This window comes from Pseudomonas mandelii (assembly GCF_900106065.1).
GTDB lineage: Bacteria > Pseudomonadota > Gammaproteobacteria > Pseudomonadales > Pseudomonadaceae > Aquipseudomonas > Aquipseudomonas mandelii.
The window spans coordinates 1,849,609-1,864,351 of sequence record NZ_LT629796.1; the positions used below are offsets into that span (position 1 = coordinate 1,849,609).

At 57.4% G+C, this 14,743-nt stretch carries 17 protein-coding genes, 2 tRNA genes and 1 pseudogene; 16 read left to right on the plus strand and 4 right to left on the minus strand.

Features of this window, described 5'->3' with window-relative positions:
• The first annotated feature begins 43 nt into the window (after positions 1-43).
• A tRNA-Phe gene (locus BLU63_RS08295) sits at positions 44-119 on the plus strand.
• Positions 120-451: 332 nt separating this feature from the next.
• Entirely contained in the window at positions 452-913 is a 462-nt protein-coding gene (locus BLU63_RS08300) for a DUF4234 domain-containing protein (protein WP_010464610.1), read from the plus strand.
• A gap of 37 nt (positions 914-950) precedes the next feature.
• Here BLU63_RS08300 and BLU63_RS08305 read toward each other — a convergent pair whose 3' ends face one another.
• A complete protein-coding gene (locus tag BLU63_RS08305) occupies positions 951-1,400 on the minus strand; it encodes a hypothetical protein (RefSeq protein ID WP_010464612.1) in 450 nt (149 codons plus the stop codon).
• A 268-nt stretch (positions 1,401-1,668) separates the two neighbouring features.
• Between BLU63_RS08305 and BLU63_RS08310 the strand changes: the two are divergent.
• The 6 genes and pseudogenes from BLU63_RS08310 to vapC all read left to right on the plus strand — a co-directional run.
• A pseudogene (locus BLU63_RS08310) lies at positions 1,669-2,106 on the plus strand (DUF1016 N-terminal domain-containing protein); the annotation flags it as partial.
• Positions 2,107-2,288: 182 nt separating this feature from the next.
• Positions 2,289-3,263 carry an alpha/beta hydrolase family protein gene (locus BLU63_RS08315; protein ID WP_083375251.1) on the plus strand — a complete coding sequence of 325 codons (975 nt, stop codon included), beginning with the start codon at positions 2,289-2,291 and terminating at the stop codon, positions 3,261-3,263.
• 37 nt (positions 3,264-3,300) lie between these two features.
• On the plus strand, positions 3,301-3,717 hold the full coding sequence (locus BLU63_RS08320) for a hypothetical protein (RefSeq protein ID WP_010464618.1): 417 nt from the start codon (positions 3,301-3,303) through the stop codon (positions 3,715-3,717).
• Between the two features lie 5 nt (positions 3,718-3,722).
• Positions 3,723-4,187, plus strand: a complete 465-nt coding sequence (locus BLU63_RS08325; RefSeq protein WP_083375252.1) for a hypothetical protein — start codon at positions 3,723-3,725, stop codon at positions 4,185-4,187.
• A gap of 176 nt (positions 4,188-4,363) precedes the next feature.
• Positions 4,364-4,594, plus strand: a complete 231-nt coding sequence (vapB, locus tag BLU63_RS08330; RefSeq protein WP_083375253.1) for a type II toxin-antitoxin system VapB family antitoxin — start codon at positions 4,364-4,366, stop codon at positions 4,592-4,594.
• Positions 4,594-5,001: a type II toxin-antitoxin system tRNA(fMet)-specific endonuclease VapC gene (vapC, locus tag BLU63_RS08335; protein ID WP_010464625.1), complete on the plus strand. Its 408-nt coding sequence runs from the start codon at positions 4,594-4,596 to the stop codon at positions 4,999-5,001. Before vapB ends, vapC begins: the two co-directional genes overlap by 1 nt.
• A gap of 80 nt (positions 5,002-5,081) precedes the next feature.
• On the opposite strand, the gene BLU63_RS08340 is transcribed toward vapC, so the two are convergent.
• A complete protein-coding gene (locus BLU63_RS08340) occupies positions 5,082-5,408 on the minus strand; it encodes a hypothetical protein (protein ID WP_010464627.1) in 327 nt (108 codons plus the stop codon).
• A 345-nt stretch (positions 5,409-5,753) separates the two neighbouring features.
• The gene (gene gabP / locus BLU63_RS08345) at positions 5,754-7,145 is read right to left on the minus strand and encodes a GABA permease (protein ID WP_077747581.1); all 1,392 of its coding nucleotides are present in this window, start codon (positions 7,143-7,145) and stop codon (positions 5,754-5,756) included.
• Positions 7,146-7,698: 553 nt separating this feature from the next.
• On the opposite strand from gabP, the gene BLU63_RS08350 reads away from it, so the two are divergent.
• From BLU63_RS08350 to BLU63_RS08385, 8 genes are all read left to right on the plus strand, one after another.
• Positions 7,699-8,472 (plus strand): ABC transporter ATP-binding protein, encoded by a 774-nt coding sequence (locus tag BLU63_RS08350; protein ID WP_007897462.1) that lies wholly within the window; start codon positions 7,699-7,701, stop codon positions 8,470-8,472.
• Between the two features lie 13 nt (positions 8,473-8,485).
• Positions 8,486-9,232 carry an ABC transporter substrate-binding protein gene (locus BLU63_RS08355; protein WP_010464636.1) on the plus strand — a complete coding sequence of 249 codons (747 nt, stop codon included), beginning with the start codon at positions 8,486-8,488 and terminating at the stop codon, positions 9,230-9,232.
• Positions 9,233-9,310: 78 nt separating this feature from the next.
• Positions 9,311-10,006 carry an ABC transporter permease gene (locus BLU63_RS08360; RefSeq protein ID WP_083375254.1) on the plus strand — a complete coding sequence of 232 codons (696 nt, stop codon included), beginning with the start codon at positions 9,311-9,313 and terminating at the stop codon, positions 10,004-10,006.
• Positions 10,003-10,692 carry an ABC transporter permease gene (locus BLU63_RS08365; RefSeq protein WP_010464640.1) on the plus strand — a complete coding sequence of 230 codons (690 nt, stop codon included), beginning with the start codon at positions 10,003-10,005 and terminating at the stop codon, positions 10,690-10,692. Before BLU63_RS08360 ends, BLU63_RS08365 begins: the two co-directional genes overlap by 4 nt.
• Positions 10,673-11,902: a methyltransferase gene (locus BLU63_RS08370; RefSeq protein WP_083375255.1), complete on the plus strand. Its 1,230-nt coding sequence runs from the start codon at positions 10,673-10,675 to the stop codon at positions 11,900-11,902. Before BLU63_RS08365 ends, BLU63_RS08370 begins: the two co-directional genes overlap by 20 nt.
• Before the next feature lie 343 nt (positions 11,903-12,245).
• Positions 12,246-13,070 carry an FkbM family methyltransferase gene (locus BLU63_RS08375; RefSeq protein WP_083375256.1) on the plus strand — a complete coding sequence of 275 codons (825 nt, stop codon included), beginning with the start codon at positions 12,246-12,248 and terminating at the stop codon, positions 13,068-13,070.
• Between the two features lie 78 nt (positions 13,071-13,148).
• Positions 13,149-13,224: transfer RNA gene (locus BLU63_RS08380), tRNA-Thr, on the plus strand.
• A gap of 299 nt (positions 13,225-13,523) precedes the next feature.
• Complete coding sequence (locus tag BLU63_RS08385) at positions 13,524-13,730, plus strand: hypothetical protein (RefSeq protein WP_042932964.1); 207 nt, start codon at positions 13,524-13,526, stop codon at positions 13,728-13,730.
• Positions 13,731-13,882: 152 nt separating this feature from the next.
• Here BLU63_RS08385 and BLU63_RS08390 read toward each other — a convergent pair whose 3' ends face one another.
• Positions 13,883-14,725 carry an oxidoreductase gene (locus BLU63_RS08390; RefSeq protein ID WP_083375257.1) on the minus strand — a complete coding sequence of 281 codons (843 nt, stop codon included), beginning with the start codon at positions 14,723-14,725 and terminating at the stop codon, positions 13,883-13,885.
• Positions 14,726-14,743 lie beyond the last annotated feature (18 nt).

Consider the following 14,743-nt stretch of genomic DNA (forward strand, 5'->3'; position numbering starts at 1 on the left):
TTGCTTGACGACCCCCCGAAAAACCCGTTTAATGCGCCCCGTTGCCCAGATAGCTCAGTCGGTAGAGCAGGGGATTGAAAATCCCCGTGTCGGCGGTTCGATTCCGTCTCTGGGCACCAAATACCGAAAACCCTGAATCGCAAGATTCAGGGTTTTTTTATGCCTGGGATTTGATAACGACAATCCACCGCAGCACAGCTGCCGGAAAACAATCACGCTTTAGTACGCCGCCTCGATGATGGCACCATGCTATTATTTTCCCCGTGCATGGAATAAAGCCGACATTGATCCCGATGCCCCGCATCCGAATCAGCCGATACAGGATAGAGACAGCGCAAGGAGTGCGTGCATTTCACCCCTCCCCGCAAAACACTGCCCTCCCCTGTTCGACGACACGAAGCCAGCCCTCCAGGCACGCTCCCTTCTCGAAAGTCCTGAACATGGAACAGTTATGTCTGACATCAATGAACTGAAAGACAAGGTCAACACCAAAACCTTGAACATGGTCCTGCTGTCGATTGCGACCGCCGGGATCTACTTGCTGTTGTGGTTGTACAAGAGCAACCAGAAGATCAACGAAACCACGAAAATCAAAGTGGTCGACGACACCTACGTCATCTGGGTCGCCGTCTGCCTTGGCTGGAGCGGCGCGTTGTCGAACCTGGGCGACGTGTTGTTCGACTCGCTTTCCGGCATTTTGCTGATCGCATTGAACGCGCTGTACATCGTATGGGCCTTCAAGGCAAAAAACGCACTGTCGGAATACGCCCTCAACGAGCACAAAATCGACCTGCGCATGAACGGGTTCTATACCTTCTTCCTGAACATTTTTTACGTGAACTACTGCATCAACGACTTGCCTGAAGAGCAGCGTAAACAACTGATCCTGCGTGGCCAGACGACGCAAGCCTGATCAACTGGCGAGGGGCAGTCTCGAAGGACTGCCACCGTCACTCATCACCCTTCCAGTTGAACACCAGATTACGCACGCCAGCGCTGCCGACATCTGTCGTGTCGCGCTTTTCCTCACCATTACGGGTGGCGACCACGGTGTACTTGCCGGCCGGTAACTGGACGTAAACCAGAGGCCCTGCCTGACTGAGTGTCAGCACTGATTGACCTTGAGCACTCTGGATAACCAATTCAACATCCGGTACATATTTGCCCTCCGGCCCAATGGAAAAGGTCATGTGCAGGTTGTAGCCGGTCGCTTGCTGAATGGCCTTCGCTTCATCCTCGCCAATACCGCCGGACAGATAGGTAATCCCGTTCTGTTCCTGGCGCTGAATCTGCACGCCTGTACTGTCGATGGGCTCCAGGCTCGCGGCCCCTGACATGGCGGGAAACATCAGCACACCGATGGTGGCGATGGAAAACATGAGGGAATGGATGGACTTCATGATGGTGGCTCCCGGGTTCCACGGAACCCAATCGTTACTCCTTTTGGATTTCTCGCTGGATACTCAAGTTTTAGATTGATTGGTACTTGGGCTCACTGCGAAATGGACTACACGTTGTATTCCTCAAGCACGCATTTCAGTCAGATCGCTCCTGCAAAACGAATCCGGCATTTCCTGCGGATATCCCGGCCGCGCCCTGCATCGCCGCCCTGCACTCTTTTGCCATCCTCTTTCGCCTGTTCCTCCAGCTGCGGAAGACTTCAGGAGCATGGTCAAAACCGAAAACACTCAAGACCCACAACTCGCTTCTCTGGTGGGCAACCTTGGCGAATTGATACGTCAGGCGCGCCAGAAAGTGCTGCGAGCGGTCGATACCGTTCAGGTGCAAACCTGCTGGCAGATTGGAAGGCATATTGTCGAGTTCGAGCAGGAGGGGGTTCGACGGGCGGGTTATGGCAAACAGCTGCTGTCTACGCTGGCGAAGGTACTGACAGCGGAGTTCGGGAAAGGCTTTGACGAAACCAATTTGCGAAAAATGCGCCTGTTTTATCAGGCGTTTCCAATTCGAGACGCACTGCGTCTCGAATTGAGCTGGACCCACTACCGCAGGCTGCTGCGAGTCGACAGCGATAAGGCGCGCAAGTGGTACATGGACGAGTCTGCCAACCAAAACTGGTCAAGCCGAGCTCTGGAACGCCAAATCAGCTGTTCGCCAGCAAATACAAACTAGTGCTGCCGAGCGAAGATGAACTACGTGCTGAGCTGGATCGAGAACGGGCGGCAATCGAGGAGCGACTGCTTGATCTGATCCCCTGATAAACACGGGCGGATTGTTCACACGCGGTGTGAGGACTATCGTTGGCAACTACCCGCAAAGGTCCAAAGCCGATGAATTTGCAGGACATGCCTTCACTGGCACCGACTCAGATCGAATTGTCGCTGACCACCGATACTGCTGGCGAACCGTTCAAGGAGCCCGCCGCAGACGCCTTCATCCTCGGCGGCTTCACTTGGCGGCACGCCTCTCAGGACCGCGCGCGCCCGGTCGTCATCATCAACGCGGCCACCTCGGTTCGTTGTCGACATTATTCGCGCTTCGCCGACTACTTGTTCGCCAACGATTTCGATGTCATCACCTATGACTACCGCGGCATCGGCGAGTCGCGCCCAACGTCGTTGAAAGGGTTGCAGGCGTCATGGTCCGATTGGGGCGCGCTGGATTTCGAGGCGATGCTCAAGCGCGCGCAGCGCGAATTCCCAGGCCAGCCCATTGATGTCGTCGGTCACAGCTTTGGAGGCTGTGCAGCGGGTCTGGGAGCGTCCGGGCATTTGATTCGGCACTTGGTGACAGTCGGCGCGCAATTCGCTTACTGGCGCGACTATGCGCCCGCCCATCGCTGGCGGATGTTCGGCAAGTGGCATGTGGTGATGCCGTTGATGACCCGGCTTTACGGCTACTTCCCCGGCAAACGCCTCGGCTGGCTGGAGGACACGCCCGCTGCGGTGGTTCGCGACTGGAGCACCCCCACGGCTCGCTACGAAACGCGGCCCAGTGGTCGCCTCATGCACGCAAAAACCGGCCGGCTTCCCTTTGCATCAGTCACCGCAAAAACCCTGGCCATCAGCATCAGCGACGACCCATACGGTACGATTGCCGCCATCGAGCGCCTGCTCGGCTACTTCACCCACAGCACAAATACCCACCTGCGAATCGCCCCCGAAGACATCGGCGAAGAAGAAGTCGGACATTTCGCCTTTTTTCGCAGCGCATACCAAGCCACACTATGGCCCATTGCATTGTCCTGGTTGCAGACCGGCGAACTGGCCCCCGACACACCCGGGCGGCGCGTGCCACGCAGCTGATGGACTTGCCCACTCAACGAAATACGGAACGACCCCCATGGCCTCCGCCAACAAGCAGCAAAAACGCGCCACACGCGCCAAAGCCAAGGCCAAGCAGAACCGCACCCAACGGGCCGCCGCGCCGGTGGAACTGGACCCGAATGACGATCGCATCGACTTCGAATCGGTGGACCTGACCGAACTGTTCAAAAAAATGATCGACGCGGAAAAAATCAGCCAGCAAGCGATGTGCATGGCCTTCCTCGAAGACCCGCTGCTGGAACTGGTGTACGAGCAGGAAGGCGAAGAAGGCGCGATGGATTTCATCCTCGCAGCGCTGATCGAATATCGCCAATGGTCCACCGAAGTCGATGAAGCCGGCGCCCTGGCGTGGATCGAATCGCCAGCCTTCCAGGCTGACTATGTCGCGGCGTCCGACGTCATTGCGGCCCAAACCCAACAGAAAGCGAACTGAATTTAATGGCATCCCTGAACAAGCAGCAAAAACGCGCCAAACGGGCCAAGATCAAAGCCAAACAAATCAACATCCACGGCCGCAAACCCGCCGCACTGGACGATGACCTGGGCGATGACCTGGGCGAAATCGGCGAGCCGATCCCGGAATACACCCTGGCGATGTTCAGCAAAATGCGCGACGCCGAAGCCATCAGCCGCAATGACATGCTGCTGGCCCTGCTGTCGGACCTCGCCGAAATCATCAGCGACCACCCCGAACTGCTGGACATGGAAAACGCCGACAACGAAGCCATGGCCGCCACTCACCTGGCCGCCGACATGCTGATCGACTACCGCATGTGGACCGATGGCATGGACCGCGATGCCGCACAGGCGTGGCTGACCGATCCGCAGTTCATCACTGATTTTGGCGATGCGCTGGACAGCTATCGTCAGTCGCTGGATGCGCAGGAAGAAAAGAGCGAATAAATACTCGCCCTTGAAAGCAAAAACGGCCGCTCGTCATCACTGACAGCGGCCGTTTTTTTATATCCATTTCCAAAGCTCATCGACCTCTCGTCATCGGACAGGTATATCCCATTGACATATCCCAACAGAGATCTATTCTCTGGACTCAGACACCAGTAAAAACGCAGGAGGCCACAATGGAACAGACTACCCTTTTCATGAGCAATCGAAGCCAGGCTGTCCGTCTGCCGAAAGCTGTGGCGATGCCAAGTGACGTCAAACGGGTCAACGTATTTGCCATCGGTCGGGCTCGCATCATTACGCCTGCAGACGAGACATGGGATAGCTGGTTCGATGGAGATAACGTCAGCACAGATTTTATGACTGATCGCCAACAACCCGCCGATCAGGAGCGAGAGTCGTTCTGATGATCAAGTTCATGCTCGATACCAATATCTGTATTTTCACCATCAAGAACAAACCGCAAATAGTCAGAGAAGCTTTCAACTTGCATGACGGACAGTTATGCATCAGCGCGATTACGCTGATGGAGTTGATCTACGGTGCCGAAAAATCAGCGACCCCCGAAAAGAACCTCGCGGTAATTGAAGGCTTCACAGCCCGCCTTGAAGTTTTCCCTTTCGACAATGAAGCAGCCGCGCATACCGGAATGATACGGTCCGAGCTAGCGAAGGCCGGAACGCCCATTGGTCCCTATGACCAAATGATTGCCGGACATGCGCGCTCACGAGGGTTAATTGTCGTCACCAACAATCTGCGTGAGTTCGAACGGGTGCCAGGATTACGTGTAGAGGATTGGGTTCATCCCGATTGAATCGAATAAAGCTAACGAAAAAAAAAGACCGCTTGTCATCACTGACAGCGGCCGTTTTTTTTTAAACCTTCAAACAACAATCAGGCAGCAACACCTTCCAGACGCGGAATATCAAAACCCAGCTTGGCGCTGGCATAACCCAGTTCGCCTTTGGCGATGGACTGAGCCTTGTAGCCGGCATCGATCAGGTCCTTAACGTACAGCTTGTTGTAGATGAACATGAACACCAGGTTGCTGAGGCTGAACGTGAAGCAGGCCACGACGAACATGATCGCCGCCCACTTGAAATCACCACGGAACAAAGCCGGGAAAAAGCCAAAGAAAAACACGGTCCACGAGAAGCCGATTGGCGCTTCTTTCATGGCACCGGTGTTAGGATTTTTGAACACAACCGATGTAAACGCCATGCCTGTCTCCTTGATGCCCCAATGGGTTGGCTGGATGGCCGGGCTCTCCATGCAGCGCTTTAAACGGCAAGCACACGCAAATGCATCTGTGACTCGCGTCAGATGAGGGAGCAGGCAAGAAAGGGTCGGGGCTTTAGCCAGGAAGGCTGGGGGCGTCGAACAATCCGTGTCCTGAAACTCCATCGCACCTCGCAACAGCGAGATACACATTCAGCGAGAAGGCTACTATCTAGCCATCACTGTGTCCATCAGGTAAACGCCCGATCACTCGTCTGAATGAAAACAAAAACGACCGCGATCATTTCTGATGGCGGTCGTTTCTGTGTTTCTATAGTGTCAGAACACTCAGCGCGCAACCGCTGCGATCAACTGCTCGTTGCGACGACGGCGCGCTACGAACAAGCCCGCAGCCACGACCAACAAGCTCAGCAGACCTGTCGCGAGGATCTCGACGCGGTGGGCTTCCTGGAACAGCATGATGGTCAGGGCCGCGACGATGAAGATGATCACCGCATAGGTCAGGACCGGGAACAGCCACATGCTGAAGGCGATTTTTTCGCCGCGAGCCATACGTTGTTTGCGCATACGCAGCTGCGAAATCGCGATCACCAGGTACACCAGCAGCGCGATGGCGCCGGAACTGGCCAGCAGGAATTCGAACACCGCAGCCGGGGCTACGTAGTTGGCGAACACGGCAAGGAACGCTGCGCCAGTCGACAACATGACGGCCCAGTACGGCGTGCCGCTCTTGTTGGTGCGTTGGGAAACGGCCGGCGCATCACCGCGCTTGCCCAGGGAGAACATCATGCGCGAAGCGGTATAGAGCGCCGAGTTCAGGCAGCTGGTCACAGCGACCAGCACCACGATGTCGACGATCAGCTTGGCATTCGGGATGCCCATACGCTCAAGCACGGTCTGGTAGGAACCGACAGCGGCCAGTACCGGATCATTCCATGGCACCAGGGCCACGACGATGAAGATCGACACGAGGTAGAACAAACCAATCCGCCAGATCACCGAGTTGGTGGCCTTTGAGATTTGCTGGCCCGGGTTCTTCGATTCCGCGGCCGCGATGGTCACGATCTCGGTACCCATGAAGGAAAACATGGTGGTCAGAATAGCGCCCAACACCGCGCCCATGCCGTTTGGCAGGAAGCCCTGGGTGTCGAACAAATGCGAAACGCCGCTGACCTGGCTGTTCGGCAGGTAGCCGAAGATCGCCATGATGCCAAGTGCGATGAAACCGATGATCGCGATGACTTTGACCAGGGCGAACCAGAATTCGAATTCACCGTAGTTCTTCACGCTGAACAGGTTGGTCACTGTCAGCAGCAAAGTGATGACCAAAGTGAAGGCCCAGATCGCCACGTTGGGAAACCAGGCATGCAGGATGGTCGCGGCGGCATTGGCCTCCAACGGGATCACCAATACCCAGAACCACCAGTACAACCAGCCGATGGTGAAACCGGCCCAGTGACCGATCGCGCGATCGGCGTAGGTCGAAAAGGAGCCCGTGTCTGGCGAGGCGACAGCCATCTCGCCGAGCATGCGCATGACCAGCACCACCAGAGCACCGGCGGCGGCGTACGCCAACAGCACGGCCGGGCCTGCGGCGGCGATGGCGTGGCCGGAGCCGACGAACAGGCCGGCGCCGATAACCCCGGCGATCGACAGCATGGTCACATGACGCGGTTTGAGCCCCTGTTCGAGGCCATTGGAGCTTGGGGTACTGCTCATTGAAACTACCTTTGTAAGGGAAAGCGATTTGCATCCATCCCGTCCGGCGTTCCTTCTCGTAAAAAGAAACCAACAGGGCGTTCCATATTCTGCACGCAATAATTGCGCCAAAATGTTTCAAACTCCCCAGGCACGGGGCCTGTGGCGTGACCGGACAGTCATCGCAAGTCCTTGAGATTAATGGCAATTCGCCAGAGCGTTACCCTGCGACCCACTTTGAGAACGAAACAACGCACCAGAAACACACCTGAAAATGTGTCGACGCACAATAAAAGTGCAGATCAGGAACGTTTGGCCGGTTAGCGCTTCCAACACCCCGTCAAAGCTGGCAACATCGCGCCCTTTTTTACGCGACACCCGCGGGACAGCTGGTTCAAACGGCTGTTCGGTTGATAGCAGCGCGACAGTCTGCTGTACCGATGCGACAACCTGCCACATGCCACCCGTTTACCGCCCGTAGCGCTGTTGGCTGCCATTCGAACGCTATGCTAGCTTGGCCGCCTCGCCAGGAAGGCCAACCAACAGCAGGAGCGAAACACTATGAGGAACGCACATGGCTGAGGCCACGCCCGCGCTTGAAATTCGCAACTTGCACAAACGCTACGGACAGCTCGAGGTGCTCAAAGGCATCTCGCTGACCGCCCGCGACGGCGACGTGATCTCGATCCTGGGTTCTTCCGGTTCCGGCAAGTCCACATTCCTGCGTTGCATCAACCTGCTGGAAAACCCGCACCAGGGCCAGATCCTGGTGGCCGGTGAAGAACTCAAGCTCAAAGCCGCCAAGAACGGCGAACTGGTGGCTGCCGACGGCAAGCAGATCAACCGTCTGCGCAGCGAGATTGGTTTTGTGTTTCAAAACTTTAATCTGTGGCCGCACATGAGCGTGCTCGACAACATCATCGAAGCCCCGCGCCGGGTGCTCGGCCAGAGCAAGGCCGAAGCCATCGAAGTGGCCGAAGCCCTGCTGGCCAAGGTCGGCATCGCTGACAAGCGTCACGCCTATCCGGCGCAACTGTCCGGCGGCCAGCAACAACGCGCGGCCATCGCCCGCACGCTGGCCATGCAGCCCAAGGTGATCTTGTTCGACGAACCCACCTCTGCCCTTGACCCGGAAATGGTCCAGGAAGTACTTAATGTCATCCGCGCACTGGCCGAAGAAGGCCGCACCATGCTGCTGGTCACCCACGAAATGGGCTTTGCCCGTCAGGTGTCCAGCGAGGTGGTGTTCCTCCACCAGGGCTTGGTAGAAGAGCAAGGATCGCCACAGCAGGTGTTCGAAAACCCGCTTTCGGCACGCTGCAAACAATTCATGTCCAGCAACCGCTAACGGAGCTACCCGCATGCAGAACTTCAAAAAAGTCTTCCTGGCTGCCGCCGTCACCCTGGCGTTCAGCGCCGGTGCCATGGCTGAAACCCTGAAGATGGGCATCGAAGCGGCCTACCCGCCGTTCAACAATAAAGATGCCAGTGGCAATGTCGTCGGCTTCGACAAGGAAATCGGCGACGCCCTGTGCGCCAAGATGAAAGTCGATTGCACCGTGGTCACGTCCGACTGGGACGGCATCATCCCGGCCCTGAACGCCAAGAAGTTCGACTTCCTGATCTCCTCGATGTCGATCACCGACGAGCGCAAGCAAGCGGTCGACTTCACCGAGCCGTACTACTCGAACAAACTGCAGTTCATCGCGCCGAAAGACAAAGAGTTCAAAACCGACAAGGATTCCCTGAAAGGCAAAGTGATCGGCGCACAACGTGCGACCCTCGCCGGCACCTGGATGGAAGACAACATGAAAGACGTCGAAGTCAAACTCTACGACACCCAGGAAAACGCTTATCTGGACCTGACCTCCGGGCGCCTGGACGGCATCCTGGCCGACAAATACGTCAACTACGAATGGCTGAAAAGCGACGCCGGTCGTTCGTATGAATTCAAGGGCGACCCGGTGGAAGAAAGCGACAAGATTGGTATCGCTGTACGTAAAGGCGACACCCTGCGCGCGAAGCTGAACCTTGCCCTGAAAGAAATCGTCGAAGACGGCACTTACAAGAAGATCAACGACAAGTACTTCCCGTTCAGCATCTATTGATTCTGACTTGCCTGGCCGGCGCCGTTCTTTGACGGCGCCAGCCCTTGGCATTGCCTGCTGCACATTGAAAAGAAATCCATGACTATCGATCTCTACGGATTCGGCCCGGCACTCGCCGCTGGCGCGCTGATGACTGTGAAACTGGCACTCTCGGCCCTGTGCCTGGGGCTGGTGCTCGGTCTGCTCGGCGCCTTGGCCAAGACTTCCCCGTACAAGCCGTTGCAATGGCTTGGCGGCACTTATTCGACACTGGTTCGCGGCATCCCGGAATTACTGTGGGTGCTGCTGATCTACTTCGGCACGGTCAACCTGATGCGTGCCCTGGGCGAGTTTTTTGGCAATCCCGACCTCGAACTGAACGCCTTCGCCGCTGGTGTGATTGCGCTGGGGCTGTGCTTCGGCGCCTACGCCACGGAAGTGTTTCGCGGGGCAATCCTGGCGATTCCCAAAGGTCACCGTGAGGCCGGCGTGGCGTTGGGCCTGTCGAAGTTTCGCACCTTCACCCGGTTGATCATGCCGCAGATGTGGCGCATCGCCCTGCCCGGCCTGGGCAACCTGTTCATGATCCTCATGAAGGACACGGCACTGGTGTCGGTGATCGGCCTGGAAGAAATCATGCGTCATGCGCAAATCGGCGTGACCGTATCCAAACAGCCGTTCACCTTCTATATGGTGGCCGCGTTCATGTACCTGGGCCTGACCATTCTGGCCATGACGGGCATGTACTTCATGGAAAAACGCGCCGCTCGCGGCTTCGCGAGGAGCACCCAATGAACTGGGAAGTCATCATCAAGTGGCTGCCGAAGCTGGCCCAGGGCGCCACACTGACCCTGGAACTGGTGGCCATCGCCGTCATTGCGGGTTTGCTGCTGGCCATTCCGCTGGGCATCGCGCGCTCATCGCGGCTCTGGTACGTGCGGGCATTTCCCTATGCCTACATCTTCTTTTTCCGTGGCACGCCGTTGCTGGTTCAGCTGTTCCTGGTCTATTACGGCCTGGCGCAATTCGATGCGGTCCGTAACAGCTCGATGTGGCCGTACCTGCGCGATCCGTTCTGGTGTGCCACGGCGACCATGACCCTGCACACGGCGGCCTACATCGCCGAAATCCTGCGTGGTGCAATTCAGGCGATCCCGCCGGGCGAGATCGAGGCCGCGCGGGCGCTGGGCATGTCCCGACCGAAAGCACTTTTCTACATCATCCTGCCCCGTGCCGCGCGCATCGGCCTGCCGGCCTACAGCAACGAAGTGATCCTGATGCTCAAGGCCAGCGCGCTGGCCAGCACCGTGACCCTGCTGGAGCTGACCGGCATGGCCCGCACCATCATTGCCCGGACTTACCTGCCGGTGGAGATCTTCTTCGCCGCGGGCATGTTCTACCTGCTGATGGCTTACGTGCTGGTGCGTGGCTTCAAGCTGCTGGAGCGCTGGCTGCGCGTCGATGCCTGCCAAGGGCGCTGATTCTCCTGTGCTGACGGGCGAGGCCCTGCTCGCCCGTTTCACGGCGCTGGATGCTTTTCTGATAAAGCATCAGGCGTTGTGGAAACCTCGTCCGTTTACTCATCTGCAACTTCCTTGGGAAGCGTCCTACCCGGAACTGGCACTTTGGCTACGGGGACGGTCGCTGGAGGATGCGGAAAGCAGCCATAACCAACCCGGTTTGCTGGATGCGCCGCAGCCATTTGCTGCGTTGGCGGCGCTTTCCCTTGAGCTGGATTCGGTGGGCGAGTTGCCGGCGCATGCATTGGAAGCGGCCGGGCATCGATTGAATGTCGATGTGCCGGGCCGTAAGTGGCAGCAGATTGAAGCGTTCGCCAGTCGTTTGTCGTTTACCTCGCCGCCCAGGCATTGGCTGGATTGGTGTTCAGGCAAGGGCCATTTGGGTCGACGGTTGCTGCAACACGGCCAACAACTGACCTGCCTGGAATACGACCCTGCGCTGGTTGCCAGCGGCCAGGCGTTCAGTCAACGCCATCACCTGCATGCGCTGCATGTCGAACAGGATGTGCTCGCGGCGGATACCATTGCGATGTTGAATGCCGATCACACGCCCGTTGCGCTGCATGCTTGTGGTGATCTGCACGTGCGGCTCATTCAATTGGCCAGCGCCGCAGGCTGCAAACAATTGGCCATCGCGCCCTGCTGCTATAACCGAATCAGCCTTACTGCGTACCAACCGCTTTCCCCGGCCGGTTTGCGATCCGACCTACAACTCTCCCTCGACGATCTCTCGTTGCCGATGAGCGAAACCGTCACCGCCGGGGCTCGCGTCAGACGTCAGCGCGACACTTCCATGGCCCGGCGCCTCGGATTCGACCTGCTGCAAAGACAACTGCGTGGCGTTGACGAGTACCTGCCAACTCCCTCCCTACCGAGCGTCTGGCTGGATAAGTCCTTCGCCGACTACTGCCATCATTTGGCCGCGTTGAAAGAGTTATCCACAACCGGCCCGCAAGATTGGTCAGCACTCGAAGCCGCTGGCTGGCAGCGACTTGCCGAAGTGCGCAATCTGGAATTGCTGCGTGGCCTTTTCCGACGCCCGCTGGAGCTTTGGCTGGTGCTCGATCGGGCACTTTTCCTGGCCGATCAGGGCTACACCGTTCGCCTCGGCACCTTCTGCAAAACCCCGCTCACGCCGCGCAATTTCCTGCTCTTGGCAGAACGTCCGTAAAAAGCCACAGCCTGTGGATAACTCTGTTGATGGAATTATCATGGATCCAATATAACCGCCTGTTTCAGCGGTGAAACGCTACTGTTCAATTTTCGTACACATGATAAAAAACCGAGAAAAACAGGCATTTGCGCACAAATGAGAATGGGTCCACAAAAAAGTCATGAGCGCCACTCCTGAGTGCGGCCGTTGTGCATAAGCGTCCGACGAAAAGGACATAACCGCCGAAACCCGGTCGCGCTCGGCGGAAAATTGCGTGCCGCGATCACCCTTGTTATACAGGCAGGCAAGAGCGCCAAAGTGCGCCCACGAACAAGAAATCTCTGACAGACAGGAAGCCACAGTGACGTTCATTTCTTACGCACAGAATTTCGAAGACATACGCCTGTGGCGCGCCCTCAAAACCGTCGAAAACGGCTTCTATATCGACGTCGGTGCCAACCACCCCACACACGACTCCGTGACCAAAGCTTTCTATGACCGTGGCTGGACCGGCATCAACGTTGAACCGATGCCCAATTATTACGAAGCGCTGTGCCAGGAACGCGCCAAAGACACCAACCTGCAATGCGTGGCAGGTGAAAGCGCCAACGACCTGACCTTCTACGGCATCGCCGGCACCGGCCTCTCCACCCTCGATCCGGCCATGGCGCAAATGCACAAAGACGCCGGCATGGACGTGCGCAGCCAGACCGTCCAATCCCGCACCCTGACCTCCATCTGCGAAGAACACGCCCTGGGCCGCGAGATCCACTTTCTGAAAATCGACGTCGAAGGCCACGAAGAAACCGTCCTGCGCGGCATGGACTTCAGCCAATGGCGGCCGTGGGTCATCCTCATCGAAACCCCATGGGACCGCGACCAGACCTGGGAAACCCTCGTCACCGACGCCGGCTATCAGTCCATCCTGTTCGACGGCATCAACACCTACTACCTGGCCAACGAACACCTGAACCTCAAACCCGCCTTCGACATCCCGCCGTGCAACCTGGACGAGTTCCAGTTCTGCAAAGGCCACAACTTCAGCCACCCCGTCAGCGACGCCGAACACCAACTCGCCGCCGCCCTGCAACGCGCCGAACAGGCCGAAGCACAGCTGCGTGCGATGCAAAACAGCCGCACCTGGAAAGCCCTTCAGAAACTCAAGAAAACCCTCCTTCGCGCCTGACCTGACGCCTGCGCAAAAATAGTCTGAATTCAGGGGTTTACAGAACCAACCCAATCGCTATAATCGTCGCCCTAACACGCCGGTATAGCTCAGTTGGTAGAGCAACTGACTTGTAATCAGTAGGTCCCGGGTTCGACTCCTGGTGCCGGCACCATACGCAGTATCGAAAAAGGCTCACCGAAAGGTGGGCCTTTTTCGTTCATGGGTCTTACGCTCCTGGGTTTCCTCTGCTCGCTCCCCGTTTCGTGTTCGCCCCTTTTTGCACCCCGCTCGCTGAAGGGTGGTTATATTCATCAAAGGTGCGGAATCGACGCAGCCAATTCTGGTACCGCGCATCTACATATCTCACCGAAACGATGAGCGGTTACAGTCGAAAATCAGTGAGGCGGCATAATGACAGCAGTGCTTATGCACAACCTGCCACTTCACTCCGCCGTTGCGAGCCTCTTTGTAATGAACACCGAACGACGTTACTCGATCATCTTGGAGCACAGCGCCGAGGTGCTGCTTGAACATGCACCCATGGCGCAGATAGAGGCATTTTGGGACGCCAACGATACCCGCTACTTCGGGTTGCGCATGGAGGACGAGCACAGCGCGCACGCACGAGTGATTGTTACGGACGAAGTCCCCGACGACGAAGATGTGGCGCTTTTCTGACTGTAGCGAATGGAATCACTCGCCTCCTACGAGAGGAGGGGGGCGCCCAAATGATTTTCAGATCTATTGCCGACACCACAAAACAAAGCCCTCGTAGAAATACGAGGGCTTTGTTGTTTCTGGGTTCTGGATTTTTATACACCGGCCATCAATCACTCAAACTCCGTAGAAACCGAAAGATGCTCCCAAGCATCAATCTCCCCCTGCAACCGCGCAATCTTTTCACGCACCAACCTCACCGCATCCTTACCCAGCAACAGATGAACCGGCGGCTTTTCAGCGGCGACCAAGGTCAGCAACGCCTGCGCAGCCTTTTGCGGATCGCCAGCCTGCTTGCCACTCTTCTCTTCCCGCGCCTTGCGCACTGGATCGAACACCGGGTCATAGTCACTCACGGTGCGACCGGATCGGATCATCGAGCGCCCCGCCCATTCGGTGCGAAATGAGCCAGGTGCCACGGCGGTCACGTGGATGCCCAGGCTTTCGACTTCTTTGGCCAGCGCTTCGCTGATGCCTTCAAGGGCGAATTTGCTGCCGCTGTAGTAAGCGATGCCCGGTAAGGTGATGAAGCCGGCCATGGAGGTGATGTTGACGATATGCCCGCTGCGCCGTTCACGCATGCCGGGCAGGACTGCTTTGATCATTGCCACCGCGCCAAACACGTTGACGTCGAACTGGCGCTGCATTTCAGTCAGTGGCGATTCCTCGAGAATGCCTTCGTGCCCATAGCCGGCGTTGTTCACCAGCACGTCGATCTGCCCCACCTCGCGCAGGATGTCAGCCACCAGTGGTTCGATGGCTGGGAAATCGGTGACGTCGAGCACGAACGCTTTAGCGCGATGGGCGTCCAGCGCTTCGAACGCGGCGCACTCGGATTCGCGCCGCACCGTGCCAACCACCGTGTGCCCCGCCGCCAGCGCTGCTTGCGAAAAGGCAAGGCCGAAACCTGAACTGACGCCGGTGATCAGGAAAACCTTGTGAGCGTGGGTGTTCATCCTGCGTTCTCCAATAAA